This is a genomic window from Roseateles oligotrophus (genome assembly GCF_025717515.1).
Classification (GTDB): Bacteria; Pseudomonadota; Gammaproteobacteria; order Burkholderiales; family Burkholderiaceae_C; genus Paucibacter_A; species Paucibacter_A oligotrophus.
Genome location: NZ_JAJIRN010000002.1, coordinates 217,179 through 234,802, shown reverse-complemented (window position 1 = coordinate 234,802; position 17,624 = coordinate 217,179). Strand labels below are relative to the sequence as shown.

Below are 17,624 nucleotides of genomic sequence, written 5' to 3'. Positions count from 1 at the left end.
TGCCTTGGGCGCAGCCTTGCCCAGTTTTTCGCAATCCCCCCTATATACCGAGAACTCATCATGATGAAATTTCGCAGCTCCCTGATCGCCCTGGCCGCATTGGCCGCTATCGGTTCGGCCCATGCGCTGACTCCTACCGAAGTCGCCGCCGAGCGTGCCGCCGGTAACCTGAAAGAAATCAAGATCACCGGCGCTTCCGCCCTGCGTTTGGCTCTGGGTGGCTTCATCCAGGCTGACCTGGCTCAGCCCGGCACGCTCGACGTGTTCTTCAACGACGCCACTGGCGCCAACCACCGCGCCTACTCGTTCCGCCTGAACACTGCCATCGGAAGCTGGGCTGTTGGCACGCCCATCTTGATCACCAAGCGTGACCAAGGCGGTTCCGGCGAAGGTGTGGGTCCGCTGATCACGGCCCAAGCTACTCAGTTACACATGAAGGTTGACGGCGCTTGCTCGGTCGCCGCTGGTGGCGTGTCGCCTGCCACCGACATCCAGAAGCCTGGTTTCCTGTGCTCGGCTACTGTCCAAGGCATGGCCGACGCTGGCTTGTCTGACGTGGAGCCAGCGCTGCTGGAAGCTGGTATCAATAATGGTGGCGCTCGTTCGACTACCAATCTGGACTCCGAAGGTTTCGTGCAAAACATCTTCGGCGTCGCCGTCAATAAGAAGCTCTACCTGGCCCTGCAAAAGGCCCAGGGCCTGGTTGACGCCAGCGCTACCGTCGTCGACGAAGATGCAGCCAAGCAGCCTAGCCTGCCGGTTCCTTTCGTTCGTGGCGCCTTGACAGGTCAGCTCTTGGGTAACGACCCATTGACCAAGAAGGGTTGGAACTTAGTCGTTCCCGGCGCTTTTGACAAGAAGATCAACGTTTGCCGCCGCGCTGCCGGTTCGGGCACACAAGCCGCTTCGAATGTCTACTTTGCCAACAACCCTTGCGGCGGTAACGACGTCTACATTCCGTCGGTTGCTGGTGGCACCATCGCCGCCGTTGGTTCGCTGGCCGTCAATGCCGGCTCCAGCACCGGTGCAGTTGAAACCTGCCTTGGCACGACCGCTCAGAACGCCGCTGGCGATGCTTACGCTTTGGGCGTGATCGGCCGTGAGAACAACCCACGTGCCGTCGTGAACGGCGTGCAGCAAGACAAGGGCTATCGCTTTGTCAAGCTGAACGGCGTCGCTCCTGAGCGCGCCAATGTGATCAACGGTTCGTACGAGTTCGTGGTCGAGTCGACGATGCAATGGGCCAAGACAGGCGCCAATGCACCTGCCGGCGAAAAGCTCGACCTGCTGAAGCTGCTGCGCGGCAATATGGGCAAGGCTGCCGTCTTGGCTGGTTTGGATGTTGACTTCCAAGCCGGTCTGGCCGCCAGCCCGTCGACCATCGTTGGCGCATGGGCCGACCTGCCTCCTGCAGTCCAGGCCTTCACGTCGCATTCGAGCCGCAAGGCAGCCGCTTCATGCACACCGGTGCGGATGACCAAGTAATTGCCTTGTTGGCAATGCAAGAAGTTGACTGCAGCTTCTTGCTGGCTTATTTGATATGAGCCAGGGAGGGGAGGGAGAATTTTCTCTCCCTTCCTTTTTACCTTGAGTGCAGTACTTTATTAAAAATTACTGCCAAGCTTTGCTGAAACTTTTTTGAGCATCAAACCATGAATAACCTTGCCCGACACTCACTTCTTCGCGCCAGCTTTGTTGGGCTGTCATTCTTGGCAGCTGGCAACGCCAATGCCCTAATTGCAGCAGGGGAAGTTGATAAAGGTGGTGCTACACCAGAGTTGGTGTTGGTTGTTTTTGATCCAGTCAAGCAGGTGTCCTTCACCAAGGATTTGGGTATCTATGCCGCTCCGTTTGATCCGGTCAATGACAATAGCAAAAATTTCTTTGTGCAAGCGCAGCAAGATGCCGGCTACCAGAAGTTTTTTGATCCCTTGAATAGCGATGCCAATTTCAAGGAATTTCTCAAAGCTTCGACGAACGCGGCCGATCAGGTTTGGGCTGTTTACGCAGCAGGAGCGCCAGATTTCTTCGGGCCGGGCTCGAAAAACCTATTTACGACTTTGACCAATGGTGCCGGAGGTGGAGTCATAAATCCAAACTACACAAGTTTGATTGGTATTCAAAATACAGTTTTTGCAGATATGACTGCGGGTGCATTTGCGGGAATATTTTTTGGAAATCTTAATAGAGGTCAGAATTCAAATGGCGAGGCAGGAAATTCATTTAATAGTCATTATCTAGAAGGTGAAGTTTCCGATCCTGGCGAATATTTGCTACTTAATGGCTCAAGTTTTGATGTGAAAGGTGAACAGGCGCCGTATTTTGGCGCCTTGGCGGGAGCGACCGGCTATGGGTCGATAATAGGCGTGCTGCCTTCCAGTGTAAATCCGGTGGGAAGTTCTTCATGGTTCTACTACTTGACGCCATCGGATAACAACAGCACAAATAAAGTCTTAGTCGACGAGTTTGATAATCTCGGCCACGACGGCTACTGGGGTTTGGCCGTTGACAGCAAAGGTGATTACATCCTCAGCTTCACGATGGAGGCGCATTTGACCTCTGCCACCACGGCCCAAGGCCTCGCCCGCCGCAATCGCACCGACTTCTCGGCCCTCTACGGCGGCGTACGCAGTTTGACCGCGCCCAGCGATGAATTCATCGGCTGGCAGCCTAATGGCAGCTTTGGTGCGGTGACTGCCGTGCCGGAGCCATCGACTTATGGCCTGTTCGCAATGGGTTTGCTGGCGCTGGGACTGCGCGCAAGGCGCCAAGCTAAGGCCTGACAGCCGTCGGCGCCCGAACAAGGGGCCGACACATCGGTCGGCATGGATCGGCATGAGCCGAACGGCTCATGCCTTTCACAACGGATTCACCGGCCCTGGTGACACTGCGTTTATGGAACTTTTTCACAAGATCCGCGCCCCCTTTCGGGCGCGGCTTTATTTTCGGGCGGGCGTTTTGTCTTGTTCCTTGCTGCCTCTGGCTGGCCTGGGGTTGCTCGCGCCGGTTCAAGCTCAGCAAGCCACGGAAGGCGCGAGCGCAGCCATTGCCGTGCCCAAGTTCGACATTCTTGAATTCGAGATCGACGGCAACACCCGTCTCAGCGATCTGCAGATCGAAGCGGCCGTATTGCCCTTCCTGGGTCCGCAGCTGGGCATGACCGAGGTCGAAGCGGCCCGCGCCGCGTTGGAAAAGGCCTATCAAAGCGCCGGCTACCTGACCGTCTTTGTCGATGTGCCCGAGCAGCGCGTCGACGGCGGCGTGATCCGCCTCACTGTCTTGGAAGGCCGCGTCGGCGCTTTGTACGTGACCGGTTCGCAGTATTACGCGCAGGGCCGCATCCGCTCGGCGGTGACCGAGCTGGCCCCCGGTCAGGTGCCTAACTTCAATACCGTGCAGCAGCAAATCGCCTCGGTCAGCCGGGGTGATGAGCGGCGCGTGCAGCCGGTGCTTAAGCCCGGCCGCGCGCCCGGCACGGTTGAGGCGGAGCTGAAAGTCGAGGACAAATTGCCGCTGGGCGGCAGCATCGATTTCAGCAATGCGGCGGCACTCGGCACCGACCCTTTCCGCATGGCCGCCAATCTGCACTACGACAACTTCCTGCAGCGCGATCATGTAATTTCGCTCAGTCTGATGGGCGCGCCGGCGAGCCCCAAGGAGTCACGCGTGGTGGTGTTCAACTACACCGCGCCGCTGGCCGATGGCGACACGCTGAATTTCACCGCGATCGATTCCAGCAGCGATCTGGAATCGCTGGGCGGCACCCGCGTGCTCGGTCGAGGCACCACCTTGGGCTTTCGTTATGGCATGAGTAAGCCTTTGCCTGACTCGGTGCATTCCTTGAGTGTTGGTTTTGACTACAAAAATCTGACCGAGGACGTGCGGACCAGCGGCGGCGTGATCGCATCGCCGCTGCAATACATGCCTTTTCAGGCCGGCTACAACGGCGCCTGGTGGGGCGACACGCTTCAGCAGCAGCTCAGCGTGACGGCCGTGCTGGGCCTGCGCCCGCTGCTTCAGAACACGCGCGGCGACTGCCAACTGCTTGACGGCAGCTTTGGCCCGGCCGATCAATTCGCCTGCAAGCGGCGCGGCGCCGACGGTGGTTTCGCGACGCTGCGTGGTGATTGGCGCGTGACGCAGCGCTTGGGCCCGGCCGAGCTGGGCCTGCGCCTGAGCGGCCAGCTCGCCAACCAGTCGCTGACCAGCGCCGAGCAGTTCTCCGTCGGCGGCGCCGACACGGTGCGGGGTTATGACGAGGGCGCGGCGACCGGTGACCGGGGGCTCTTGGCGTCGCTGGAGCTGCGCAGCCGCAATCTGGCACCGGGTCTGTTGGCCGCCTTTGAGGGCGCCACGCTGCCGGCCTTCAGCGAGATTGTTTTTTATGGTTTTGCCGACGCGGCGCGGGTCAATCTTTACAACCCGGAGCCGGGCCAGCAAGCCCGCACACCGCTCTTGGGCACGGGCCTGGGCTTTCGCCTGGCGGTGCAGCAGGGCCTGAGTCTCGCGCTGGACTGGGGGCAGCGGCGCAAGCCGGTGCCGAGCAACCCGGCGGCGTCCTCCGAGCATGTGCATGTGAGGGCGGGGCTGCGCTTTTAATTAAGCCGGCGCCTGAGCCCAAGCCTTCCAGCACTTCTATTTGTCTCCACCGAATCGATCGCAGCAGCAGTAACAAGACCAGCGCCATGACCACCAAACTCAACAACATTACGCCGCAAACCAAGTCCAAGCTGGCTTTGCCGCGTAGTCGCGCCTGGGGCCCTTGGATGTTGAATCCGCTGGTGGCGGCGCTGTCGGCGGCGCTGCCGCTGCACACCATGGCCCAGGGCAAACCGCTGCCATCGGCGCTGCCGGTGCCGGTCAATTCGGTGGCAGGCTGGCGTATCAGCGGGCAGGGCCAAACCGGTCTGCCTACCGGCGTCAGCAACAGCCTCGGCGGCCGGGACATGCGCATCGAGCAAAGCAGCCAGCGCGCGATCTATAAGTGGCAGAGCTTCAATATCGGTGAGACCAGCTCGGTCACCTTCGATATGCAGCAGCCGGGCGCCAGTGCCTTGAACCGCGTCGGCGGCACGGCGCCGAGCCAAATTTTCGGCAAGCTCAAGGCCACCAATGGTGGCGAATTGCTGATCTACAACCCGAACGGTATTTTGTTCGGCGCCAAGTCCAGCGTGGACGTGGGCAGCTTGCTGGCGACGACGCTGAGCCCGAAGAACGCGGACTACCTGAACGGCTTTGTCGGCAATATCACCGGAGGCTCGGCGGCGTTTCGTTATGACAGCGCCGATGGTGCGCCTTATGTCGCCAGTTCCAGCTTTGTTCATGTGCAGCCCGGCGCCGAGCTGAAAACCGCCGAAGGCGGCCGCATCTTCTTGTTCGCCAAGCAGGTCATCAACGAAGGCACACTGACGGCACCGGGCGGCCAGGTGGTCATGGCCGGCGGCGCCGAGGTCTATTACAAGCAGCCCAAGGACGAGGCGATCTATGCCTCCGAGGTGAATGCCAATGTGCCGGCCTTGCGCGGCTTGCTGGTCGAGGTGGGCAAGGCCGGCATGAGCGGCGAAGTGAGTGCCGGGGCCGTGATCAACAACACCGACGGCGTGATCAACACGCCGCGCGGCAACACCACCCTGGTCGGCATGGCGGTCAACCAGTCCGGCCGCATCAGCGCCAGCACCAGCGTCAGCCAGAACGGCTCCATCATGCTGCTGGCCCAGGGCGGTGCGCTGGATGCGGTGGCCGACAACATCAGTACCGGCGACCCGCGCTACAAGCGCGCCGCGGCCAGCGGCGAACTCGTGATAGGCGCAGGCAGCCGTACCGAGATCAAGGCTGACGGCCTGGGTGCCGATGGCAAGCCGCTGCTGGCGGACGATAACGCGACCTTTGTGCGCTCGCGCTTGGATCTGGCCGGCGCCAATATCAGCATCGCGCAGGGCGCCGAGATCGTCGCGCCCGGCGCGCTCGCGCAGTTGCAGGCGCTCAAGACCCCCAACTATGTGGCCGGCCTGGTCGACAGCCAACGTCTGGATATGGCCGATCAGGGCGGACGCATCACCATCGACGCGAATGCCCGCATCGATGTCTCCGGCACCCGCGACACCGAGCTGAGCGTGGCGCGCAACTTCGTCACCACCGAGTTGCTGGGCAGCAATGATTTGAAAGACGCGCCGCTGCAAAAAGAAGGCCTGTTGTATCGCAACAAGGTGACGCTGGACATCCGCCAAAACTCAGCCATCCTGGGCGATCTGGACAGCTATCGCAAAGGTGTGCAGCGCAGCGCCAGCGAGCGCCTGGCCAGCGGCGGCAGCCTGAGGTTGCTGGCCGGCGAGGGCGTTTATAGCCATGCCACGTCGATGCTGTCGGTGGCCGGTGGCCAAGTGAGTTATGTGGCCGCCGAGGTGCGGCCGACTCAGCTGTTCGGCAGCAATGGCCAGGCCTATACGCTCAACAATGCGCCCAAAGATCTGCTTTACACGGGCATCAGCAACGCCGGCGCCAGCAAGGTCAAGTACGACCGTTGGGGCCCGGTGGTGGCTTATGGCAGCGTGTTGTCGGCCCAGCTGGAGGCCGGCTATGTGGAAGGCCGGGCTGCGGGCAGCCTGAGCATCATCGCGCCACGGGTGACGCTGGACGGCGGCCTGGCAGGCGGCACGGTGCTGGGCCGCCGCCAAGCGGCCGGCCTGGACGTGCTGGCAGCCGCCGGGCAGTTGCGCCTGGGTGCGCTCAAACATGTCAGTGATTTTGGTGATGGCAGCTACGACGGCGCGATTCTTCAGCGCTTTGTGCTGGGCGATAGCGCCGCTCGGCTGAGCGAGGCGCAATGGGCCTATTTGCGCAGCGGCGCGAAGGCGCCGCTGGCCGCGCAGTCCGGTTTGTCGGCCGCACGTCTGATGGCCTCGGGATTTGGTGATGTGGTGGTGGTGGCGCAGCAAGCCGTCAGCCTGAACGAGGATTTGACCCTGGCCAGCGGTGCCAAGCTGAGCTTGCTGTCGGAGCAGGGCTTGGTCAAGGCGGGTGCCGATGTGCGGGCGCCTTCAGCTTCGCTGACGCTGCGAAGTTTGAGCGGCGCGGTCGAGGTGGCGCCGACGGTCAAGCTCGATGTGTCGGGCCTGTGGGTCAATGCGGCGCTGGATCCATTGGCGCCGCTGCAAGGCTTGACCGGCGGCAACCTGACGCTGCAGTCCGGCGGCTCGGTCACCTTGGGCCAAGGCGCGGTATTGGATATATCCGGAGGAGCCTTGGTGACGGGGGCGCTCAAGCGGGCCGATTGCGCCGTCGACCGTATCTGCGGCGCGGCCGCCGGAGCTATTGTGCTGAGCAGCGGTGTGGCCAGCTTCACCGAGGATGCGGCGGCGCGGGTTCTGAACTTGAACAAAGCCGAGCTGCGCGGCTACTCGATGACACAAGGCGGCAGTCTGAACCTGGTGGCCGCCTCGGTGCAGTTGAGCGATGGCGTTAGCGCTAGCAGTGACAAAAGCAATAGCTCGGCCGCCAACCTGAATCTGGGCAGCGAGTTCTTCAGCCAGGGCGGGTTCCAGAACTACACCTTGGATGGCCGCAGCTTTCTGAACATTGCGGCAGGCTTCCAGCTCAAGCCAAAGCTGCAACTCTGGCAGGCATCCCCTGAGGCCCGCATGACGGGCAGCACGTCCGACAGCAACAGGCTTCAATCGCTGATGCAGGCCGGCCCGCAGAAGGCCGGTTTCGCCAAGCCTGTCAACGTCAGCCTGGCCTCCAGTGGCTTGGGTGTGGGTCGCCCGGAAGGTCAGCTGAGCATGGCCACCGGCAGCGCCATCACGCTGGACCCGACGGCCAAGCTGAACTTGGGGGCAGGCACCCGCCTGATGGTGGATGGCAGCCTGACGGCCCCTGGCGGCCAAGTCAATTTGCGTTTGGCCCGCAGCACCAACGCCGAGGACATCAACACCGCCCGTTATCTGTGGCTGGGTGCCAATAGTCGCATCAATGTGGCGGGCCTGCGGCAACTGCAGCCCAGCAGCGACGGGCTCTTGCAGGGTCGCATCCTGCCCGGCGGCAGCGTCAGTTTGGAGGCGGCGGGTAGCCAGGCCACCAGTCTGATCTGGCAGAGCGGTGGAAAGATCGATATCAGCGGTGCGGCGGGCGAGTTGGACCTCAAGCAACGCGTGGCGGGCAGCGAGCAGCTAACGCGTCAGTCCATCGCCACTGCAGCCGGCAGCCTGGCGGTGCGCGCCAATCAAGACCTATTGCTGGAGGGGGATTTGCGGGCCTTTGCCGGCGCCAAAGATCAGGCCGGGGGCAAGGTCAGCGTCAAGCTTGAGCTCGGCACGGTCAGCGGCAGCACCGATCAACTGCCGCCGCTGCGCGAGCTGCGTGTGGGTCAGCAGCAGACGCAAATTTCGACCAAGCTCAGTCCCGAGCAGCTGAAGGGTGCTGCCGATTTGACGGGCAGGGCGCTGCTGTCGGCCGCCGCCTTGCAAGCGTCCGGGGCGGACGAGTTGAGCCTGAGCGCGCGTGAACGCATTGCCGTTGATGGCGGCGTCAGCCTGAATCTGGCCCGTGCCATCAGCCTGGATGCGCCGGTGCTGGCCATGTCCGCTGATGCAAGCGGCGACAAGCGTGGCGCTTCCGCCAGCTTGTCTGCCGCCAATCTGGTCTGGGCCAACACTCAGGCGGTGGTGGAAGCCACTGCCGCCAAGCGACCGCTGCCGCAAGCCAGCGCCGGGACGTCTATGCTGACGCTGCAAGCTAGCGAGCGCCTGCTCTTGGACGGCGAGTTGGTCACGCAGGGTATGGGCAATTTGAACTTGCTCAGCGGCGGCGACCTGCTGCTGCAAAGCCATAGCTACAAGCAAGGTCTGCTGTTCGGCAGCCTGACCACGCTGGCCGACACGCGTCTGAGCGCGGCACAGATATTCCCGGCCACGGACACCCAATTTCTGCTGTCCGCCAGTGGCCATAGTTTGACTTTTGCCCAACAAGGCAATGCCACGCCTGCCGCGCCCTGGAGTGCCGGCGGCACTCTGTTGGCGCAGGCCGACACGATCGTACAAGGTGGACGCTTGCGCGTGCCGGCCGGGCGCATCGAGCTGCAGGCCGGCAAGGGCGTGAGCCTGCTCAGTGGCAGCGAAACCAGTGTCAGCGCCGCCGGCCAAGACCTGCTGTTCGGCACTTGGTCGGGCGAAAAATGGTTTGCACCGGGTGCCGAGTCGGCCGTGCTGACGGCCAGCGCCGCGCCGGCCAAGGCGGTGGTGCTGAGCTCGGCCCAAGGCAAGGTGCAGGTCGATGCCGGCGCAAAGTTAAACCTGAGCGGCGGCGGCAGCCTCCAAGCCTGGCAGTTCGTGCCCGGGCCGGGCGGCTCCAGCGATGTGTTCAGCGGCAGTGACGGCGCCTTTGCGATCGTGCCGGCCATTGCCAGTGGCGGCAGCGCCGATATCGGCTTGCTTGGCAATGCGCCAAGTTCCGGTCGTCAGATCACGATGGGCGCAGGCGGCCCGGTGCCGGCCGGCACCTACACCCTGTTGCCGGCGCGATATGCCTTGCTGGACGGTGCATTTTTGCTGCGTCCGGCCACTGCGGGAACGCCGCTGGCGATTGGCACGGCGCTGCAGCGCGACGACGGCACGGTGCTGGTGGGTGCGAAGTTAGGTACTGCTGGAACGCAAATGCTGGACGCACAGAGCAGCACCTGGCAAGTCCTGACCCCCGCGCAGGCACGCAAGGCCAGCGAGATCCGGATAGTCGAGGCCGACACGTTCTTTACCGCCTTGGCGGCCAAGCAGGACCGCGCCATGCCGGCGCTGAGCCGCGACGCCGGCAGCCTGGTGGTCGCCGCGCAGCGGGTTGACCTGCAAGGCGCGATGCGCTTCGATGCGGCCAAGAACAAGGCCGGCCTCCAGGGCAGCGGCGGCGCGGCCTTCTTTGCAGCCGATCGCATCCAGGTCGGCGGCACGCCATCGGTGCCGGTCGGTGACACGCTATGGCTGAGCCCGGCCCAGCTCTCCGGCTTGGGTGTGCAAAGCCTGGTGCTGGGCGCCGTGCCGTCCAGCCCGACTGATCCGCTCAAGCTCGATGTTCGTAGCAACACGCTGCAGGTTCTGAATGACGTCAGCCAGCCCTTGCAATCGCAGTCGCTGCTTTTGCTGGCCAAGGATAGTTTGAGCTTGGCGCAGGGCGCGACTGTCAGCGCCTTGGTCCCGGCGGGCACAACATCCACGAACGTCACTCAGGACTGGCGCGTCGCCGGCGACGGCGCGGCTCTCCTGCTGAGCGGCAATGCCGCCGACGGCCTGACACGCAGCGAGGCCAAGCGCGTGGCGGGTCGCCTGGGGGTTGCCGATGGCGTGAATTTGCAAGCTGGCAGCTTGCTGCTCGATGCTACCTTCGCCAGCAGTTTCGGCGCGAACGTGAATCTGGCTGCGTCGCATATCGGCGTCGGTGCGCCGCGCATTCAGATCGGCGGCAGCGCTGCGCTGTTCAGCGACAGCTTGCTGCTGGACAGTGCTTTGCTGTCCAAGGTCAGCCAGGCCGATCAGTTGCTGTTGCGCAGCTATTCCAGCATCGACTTGCTGGCCGGTGCCAGCCTGGGCTCAGCCGGCTTAGGGCGGCTGAGTTTGGATGCGCCGATGCTGCAGGTGCTGGGCGATGTCAGCGTGGGTGGCGCCAGCGTCGGGCCCGCACATGTGCAAGCCGCCAGCTTGGTGCTCGGTAACAGCACCGGCCTGATGGCAGCAGTGCCGGCTGCGGGTGAGCTGGCGCAAGGCCGCTTGCTGCTCGTCGCCGGCGACAACGCCGTGGCCACCAAGGAAACCGGCAGCCTGACGCTGGCCGCGGGCGAGCAGCGCTGGCATGTTGCGCAGGCCGAAGTGTCGGCCGAGCGCTCGCTGTTGCTCAGCGGCAAGAGCCGTTTGAAGGTGGACGGTGACCTGCTGGTGCGCGCGCCTGTCTTGAAAGCCAGTGCGCTCGCCGATGCCGATTGGCAAGTCAGCGGCGCGGCCAGCTTGCTCCAGCAGCCAACGCAGGCTGTCGCCACGGGCGCGGCTGCCGATGCGCTTGTGGCGAGCCGGCTTGCCATCAAGGCCGAGTCGCTGCGCCTCAACACGATGATTGACCTGCCTGCGGGGAACTTGAACTTGCAGGCGACGGGCCAAGGCGCAGATGTGGTTTTCGACAGTGTGGCGCGGGTCAATCTGGCCGGCCGCAGCGTGACGATTGGCGCGGCACCGAAGGCGCCGGTAGCGCATGTGGCGGCTGGTAGTCTGAAGGCGCGCAGCGAGCATGGCGACATCGAGATGCGTGCCGGGGCGCTGTTTGATCTGTCGGGCGCAGGTCTGGCGTTTGGGGTTGAGGGCGGCGACGCCGGCAGCCTCGATCTGAGTGCACCCGAGGGTCGCTTGCAGCTCGGTGGCGAGCTGCGTGCGGCGGCGGGTTCCGCCGAGCGCGGCGGCAACCTCAGCCTGGTCAGCGCCGAAGCACTGGACTTGTTGGCCTTGAGTCAAGGCCTGCAGCAGGCCGGCAGTTTCGCTTTTGCCGACAGCATTGCGGTACGCAACCGCGTCGGGGATCAGTTGCTGCCCGCAGCGGCCACCTTGAGCGCGCAGCGGATCACACTGATCGCTGACGGGGGCGGGTTGACTGTGGCCGGCAATCTGAGCAACGCGTCGAAGGCCGAGGCGGGCTATATCGCCCTCAATGCCCGTGATGACATCACGCTGAAGTCGGGAGCCAAACTGAACGCCAAGGGTGGCGATGGCGGCACGGTCAGCCTGAACAGCCAGCAAGGTTGGCTGCATCTGCAAACCGGCGCGAGCATTGATGTATCCAATGCGGCGGGTCAAACCGGCAGTGGTGAGCTGTTGTTGCGCGCATCACGTGACGGACAAGATGTACGGGTCGCGGCGATTCAATCAAACTTAACCGGCGTCAGTCGCGTCGACGTTGAGGCCTTCAAGGTCTATGACGGCGTCAAGCAACTGTATGACGGTGTCTTGCCGACCGTGGCGCCAACGCCTGCTCCTACTGCGGCGCCGACGCCGGCCCCGACCAAGGTGCCGACGCCGGCGCCGAGCCCAGGTCCAACCACCGAACCCACGACGCCGCCGACCACGCCCTCTGATGGCAATGGTGCGACGACAGGCAAGGAGCCGCCACCAGTACCGCCCACGCCAGCGCCGGGCGTATCCGCCCGGCCCAGTGATGGCGGTGGTGCCGCAGGTCCGAGCGATCAACCTTCGCCGGGCAATGGAGCGACGACCCCGACCAAGAAGCCGCCGTTGCCCCCGACCGGGCCGACTGTTGCGCCTACGGCTGCGCCGACCGCTTCGCCTACGGCTGCGCCGACCGCTGCGCCGACCGCTGCGCCTACGGCTGCGCCTACGGCTGCGCCGACTGCTGCGCCGACCGCTGCGCCTACGGCTGCGCCGACTGCTGCGCCGACTGCTGCGCCGACTGCTGCGCCTACGGCTGCGCCTACGGCTGCGCCTACGGCTGCGCCGACTGCTGCGCCGACTGCTGCGCCGACTGCTGCGCCTACGGCTGCGCCGACTGCTGCGCCTACGGCTGCGCCTACGGCTGCGCCGACTGCTGCGCCTACGGCTGCGCCGACTGCTGCGCCTACGGCTGCGCCTACGGCTGCGCCGACTGCTGCGCCTACGGCTGCGCCTACGGCTGCGCCGACTGCTGCGCCTACGGCTGCGCCGACTGCTGCGCCTACGGCTGCGCCGACTGCTGCGCCTACGGCTGCGCCTACGGCTGCGCCGACTGCTGCGCCTACGGCTGCGCCGACTGCTGCGCCTACGGCTGCGCCGACTGCTGCGCCGACTGCTGCGCCTACGGCTGCGCCGACTGCTGCGCCGACTGCTGCGCCTACGGCTGCGCCGACTGCTGCGCCGACTGCTGCGCCTACGGCTGCGCCGACTGCTGCGCCTACGGCTGCGCCGACTGCTGCGCCGACGGCTGCGCCTACGGCTGCGCCTACGGCTGCGCCGACTGCTGCGCCTACGGCTGCGCCGACTGCTGCGCCGACTGCTGCGCCGACTGCTGCGCCTACGGCTGCGCCGACTGCTGCGCCTACGGCTGCGCCTACGGCTGCGCCGACAAACCCCTCTGCCGGCAATGGCGGTACGACTGGTACCGTGAAGCCTCCAGCGCCGCCCTCGGGGCCAACTGTTGCACCCTCCGCAGGCCCAACCGCAGCACCAACCGCTGCACCAACAGCGAGCCCAACCGCAGCACCAACCGCTGCACCAACAGCGAGCCCAACCGCAGCACCAACTGCTATACCAACAGCGAGCCCAACAGCCTCACCAACGGTTGCTCCGACAATGGCTCCCACCGTGGCGCCAACTGTGCAACCAACGGCTGCTCCGACGCCCTCACCAACGGTCGCTCCGACGGTTTCACCCACGGTCGCACCAACGATTGCCCCGACAGTTGCACCCACGACCTCGCCCACCAACCCCTCGGCCGGCAATGGCAGTACGACGGGTACTGTCAAGCCGCCTTCACCGCCGACCGGGCCATCGACCGCACCTACAGTGGCGCCAACTAGCGCGCCGACCGATCCTTCGGCCGGCAATGGGGGCACGACCGGAACCGTCAAACCGCCGGCGCCACCCACCAAGCCAACCGTCGCGCCGACTGTGGGTCCGACCGTGGGTCCTACGGTCACACCGACAGTTGCACCGACAGTTACCCCGACCGTAGCTCCAACGGTTGCGCCAACCATTGCTCCCACGGTCGCACCGACTATCGCGCCAACTGTGGCGCCAACTGTGGCGCCGACATTGAACCCGACCGTAGCCCCGACCGTGGCGCCAACCCTGCAGCCAACGGGTGATCCGGCAGTGCTTTCACTCAGCCAAGTGGTGTCTGAGAACCAAGCCTTTATGGGCGCGGACAACGGCAGCGCCGAGCAAATTGCAGTCCGACTCAGCGCCGGCAACACCGACTTGAAACGCATCTTGCTGCTGCGCCCCGGCGTCGAAATTCGCGCGGCCGAGGACTTGAAACTGCAAAGCAATTGGGCCATGCCGGTGCTGAGCAAGGCGCAAAGACAGCAAGCACCTCATGCGGGCGAGGCGGCAATCACGCTGCGCGCGGCCGGCGATCTGCTGCTGCAGGCGAGTCTGAGCACCGGCTTGCGGCCCTCACCGATCGAGGGCCAGGACTTGATCGGGACATCGGAGCGCGCCGGCGCGATCCGCTTGGTGGCAGGCGCCGACCTGACAAGCGCGGACCCAATGGCAATCCAGGCGCTGGACCCGCAATCACAAGGCAAGGGTTCATTGCTGATTGGCCAGGACTCTGGCGCGGCGGTCAAGTTGCGCAGCACGGTCGGGCGCATTTCGCTGGCGGCAGGGCGAGATATTCAATTGCTGAACACGGCAGCTACGGTGCTGAGCCTGGGTGCGCCGGTCGGCGTTATTGAGGTGGCACTTGAACCGACCGATCCGACAAATCCCGAAGTGCCGACGCCCGAAGCAGGCGCTGAGGGCCTGGTCGCCGCCAGCGAGTTGCTGCGTGCGCAGGCTGCTGCCAATGTGCGCATTGCAGCCGAGGGCGATGCCACCGAGCCCTCGCCTGGCAATGGCAACAGCACCGGTAACGTGAAGCCGCCAGCACCGCCGACGGCACCGGGTCAAACGGCCGAGCCGACTATTACGCCCACGTTGCAGCCAACCCAGCCTCCGACCGCAGCGCCCACGACCAAGCCAACTCCGGCACCGGTTGAAATCGACCCCTTGCCGGTCACCGTCCATCAAGTCATCCTCGAAAGTTTGAGTCAGGACCTGGGCATCAGCGGCATCAGCCCCTTCACTCAGGGAGGCCGCGGCATCACGCTGCTGGCCGGCCGCGACATCAAGGGTGCTGCGCCTGTTGAAGCCCAGCGTTATGTCAGCGACTGGCTGTGGCGCGCCCGCAGCAGCGAGGTCAATCGTGCCTGGTTTGCCCGTTCCGACAAGTTTCAGCAGGGCTTTGCGACCTTGGGCGGCGGCGATATCAGGGCCGAAGCGGGCCGTGATGTCTCACAACTGCGCGTGGCGGCTGCAAGCAGCGGCTATGCCGGCTTGTCGGCCGAGGCGGCAGCGGGGGTGGGGAGTTCAGCCAACCAGCAATACGGCGGCGGCTCGGTCACCGTGTTGGCCGGGCGTGATGTGATCAGCGGGCAGTTCATGGCGGCACAGCGAGGCTTGGATGTGAAGGCCGGCGGCCAGCTGCGCAGCGACACCGCACTCAGCACCAATCTGGACCCCGGCCTGCAACTGATTTATCAGGACGGCGCGGTGCGGGCGCAGAGCGGCGGCGATGCGACCGTGGCCAGCGTGCGCAACTTTGCCTACGCCTATATCAACCCCGACAACAATCTGGGCCGCGATCTGAGCTTGCCGGCGCTTGATTTCAATGCCAGCTTGTTCTTGCAAAGCGGCGGTGGGGTGATTGACTACCTGGGTGCCGATCAGGTGCGGGCGACGGGGGTCAGAGGCAATGAGCTGTCTTATGTGTTGCCGGTTGATCTGCGTGTGCTGGCGCCGCAAGGTTCGATCAAGATGGGCACAGCGCTGCAATGGAGCGCTGCGGCCGACCCGGCCCAGGCGCGCACCTTGCTCGCGGCCGAGCAAGACTTGAGCTTGGGTCGCCTTGAGGTCTTGGCGTTGGCAGCTAAGCCGGTCAGCGCTGGCTCTGACATCCTGGGCTTGGCACTGGGTCTGCAGGAGGGCCGTACTTTCAGTCGCGCTGCCGATGGGCAGGCTATTTTGGATCAAAGCAATAGAAGCGCGGTCCAACTGGTGTCGGGTGGCGGCGATTTGCGGGTCGACAGCGTGCTGGTTTCGGCCCGCCCGCTGGAACTGAGGGCCGGCCGGGATGTGCGTTTTGCCCAGTCCGGTCAAGTGTCTGTTCAGCATCAGCCAGCGGGTGAGGCGATGGCGCAGGAGAGCTCGGTCATCAAGGCCGGCCGTGATCTGGCCTTCAGCAGCAGCAACAGCACCGCCGGCATCAACATCGCCGGCCCCGGCGAGCTCTTGGTCTTGGCCGGGCGTGATGTTGACCTTGGCGGTGGCGCCGGCATTGTCGCCAATGGCAATCTGGCCAATGGCGTGCTCTTGCCCACGCAGGGCAGCAATGTGACCGTGCTGGCGGGTCTGCGCGAGGATGGTGCCGACTACCGCGCCGCCACGCAGCAGGGCTTCCATGTGCTGGGGGCGTCGGGCTTGAGCGGCAAGCAGGGCTTTGCCTTCAAGCTGCTCGGCGGAACCGTCGCCGATTTCGATCGCCTGAGCAGCGCGGCTCAATTGGATGCCTTGCGTGGCTTGCTCGGCGAAGCCCGCATGGACGCAGCCATGGCCAGTTATGTACGCGGCTTGCCGGCGCGTGCCAATGCGGCCGAACAGCGCTTGCGCATGGCCAGCCTGCTGGGTAAGCCGGTCGGTGATGCTGCGGTGGATGCCGCCTTGAAGGATGCGAGCAGCCTGGTTGAGCCGGCTTGGGCAAACCTGAGCACAGCGCAGGCGCTCAAGTTCAGCGCGGCTATGAGTGAGGCGCAGCGCGCGCAAGCGGTGAGCCGAGTCTTGCTCGCCCAGCTCGGCGCCTTGCCAAGCTCGCAGCGGGCCGGCTTGCTGCAAACCTTGGGCGACCCGGCGCAGCTGAAGGCGCTGGCCAGCTATGTGCAGCTCAATACCGGCGAGGCTTTGGCGATCGCGCCGGAGCAAGCCTTGGCGCGCTTTGAGGCCCTATCCGTCGAGCGCCAAATGCCCTGGCTGAACCGGGTGCTGATGGGCGAGTTGCGCGCGGCCGGCCGGGCTGCCTCGCAGCTCGACGGTGACGAGCGTTGGGCGCGTTATGGCAGCGCCTATATGGCGATCGACATCTTGCTGCCGCAGGACCGACCCAAGTCGCAGATCTTGATGTCGTCCAGCCAGATCAAGACCATGCAAAAGGCCGATATCACCGTGCTCAATCCGGGCGGCGGCGCTGTCGCCGGCGACCTGGTGGCCAAGTCGGTCAAGGCGGGCGGCAAGAGTGCCACCGATCTGGGCCTGGTCACGGTCAGCGGCGGTGACATCAACACCGTCGTGGCGGACAGCTTCGAGGTCAACTCCTCCCGCGTCTTCACGCTCGGCAAAGGCAATGTCTTGATGTGGTCGTCGGCCGGCAATATCGACGCCGGTCGGGGCGCCAAGACGGTCAGCGGCGCGCCCGCGCCGGTCTTGCGCCTGGACAGCGAAGGCCGCTTGGTCTTCGACACCTCCGGCTCCTTCAGCGGCAGCGGCATCGCCGTCTTGAGCGCCGGCAGCGACCTCGATCTGTACGCACCGACCGGCGAGATCAATGCCGGCGAGGCGGGTATCCGCTCCAAGGGCAATGCCTTCCTTGGCGCCGAGCGCCTGGTCAATGCGAACGACATCAAGGTCGATGGCGCGCGCGCCGGCGCGGCGCCCGAGGTGGTGGCTGCGGCCCCGATCACGCTGCCGGCCAGCGATGCGATCACCAATGCGGCCGGCGGCCTCAATACGGCCGAGAAGGACGACGACGAGAAAAAACGTCGACGCAGCCGCCGCAATCTCTTGCTGGAGTTCCTCGGCTTCGGCAATAGCTGAGCCCGAATCGCCTTCGACCTATTCACGCAATCACTTGTATTTTTT

General features: G+C 64.6%; 4 protein-coding genes. All 4 read left to right on the top strand.

Translation table 11 applies throughout. The features are described from left to right. Nucleotides 1–63 precede the first annotated feature (63 nt). Nucleotides 64–1,485 carry a type 2 periplasmic-binding domain-containing protein gene (locus tag LNV07_RS04245; protein ID WP_263569935.1) on the top strand — a complete coding sequence of 474 codons (1,422 nt, stop codon included), beginning with the start codon at nt 64–66 and terminating at the stop codon, nt 1,483–1,485. A 167-nt stretch (nt 1,486–1,652) separates the two neighbouring features. Then, nucleotides 1,653–2,783, top strand: coding sequence for a PEP-CTERM sorting domain-containing protein (locus tag LNV07_RS04240; protein ID WP_263569934.1), 1,131 nt, complete (start codon nt 1,653–1,655; stop codon nt 2,781–2,783). 112 nt (nt 2,784–2,895) lie between these two features. Continuing rightward, entirely contained in the window at nt 2,896–4,599 is a 1,704-nt protein-coding gene (locus LNV07_RS04235; RefSeq protein ID WP_263569933.1) for a ShlB/FhaC/HecB family hemolysin secretion/activation protein, read from the top strand. 86 nt (nt 4,600–4,685) lie between these two features. Beyond that, nucleotides 4,686–17,579 (top strand): filamentous haemagglutinin family protein, encoded by a 12,894-nt coding sequence (locus LNV07_RS04230; protein WP_263569932.1) that lies wholly within the window; start codon nt 4,686–4,688, stop codon nt 17,577–17,579. Nucleotides 17,580–17,624 lie beyond the last annotated feature (45 nt).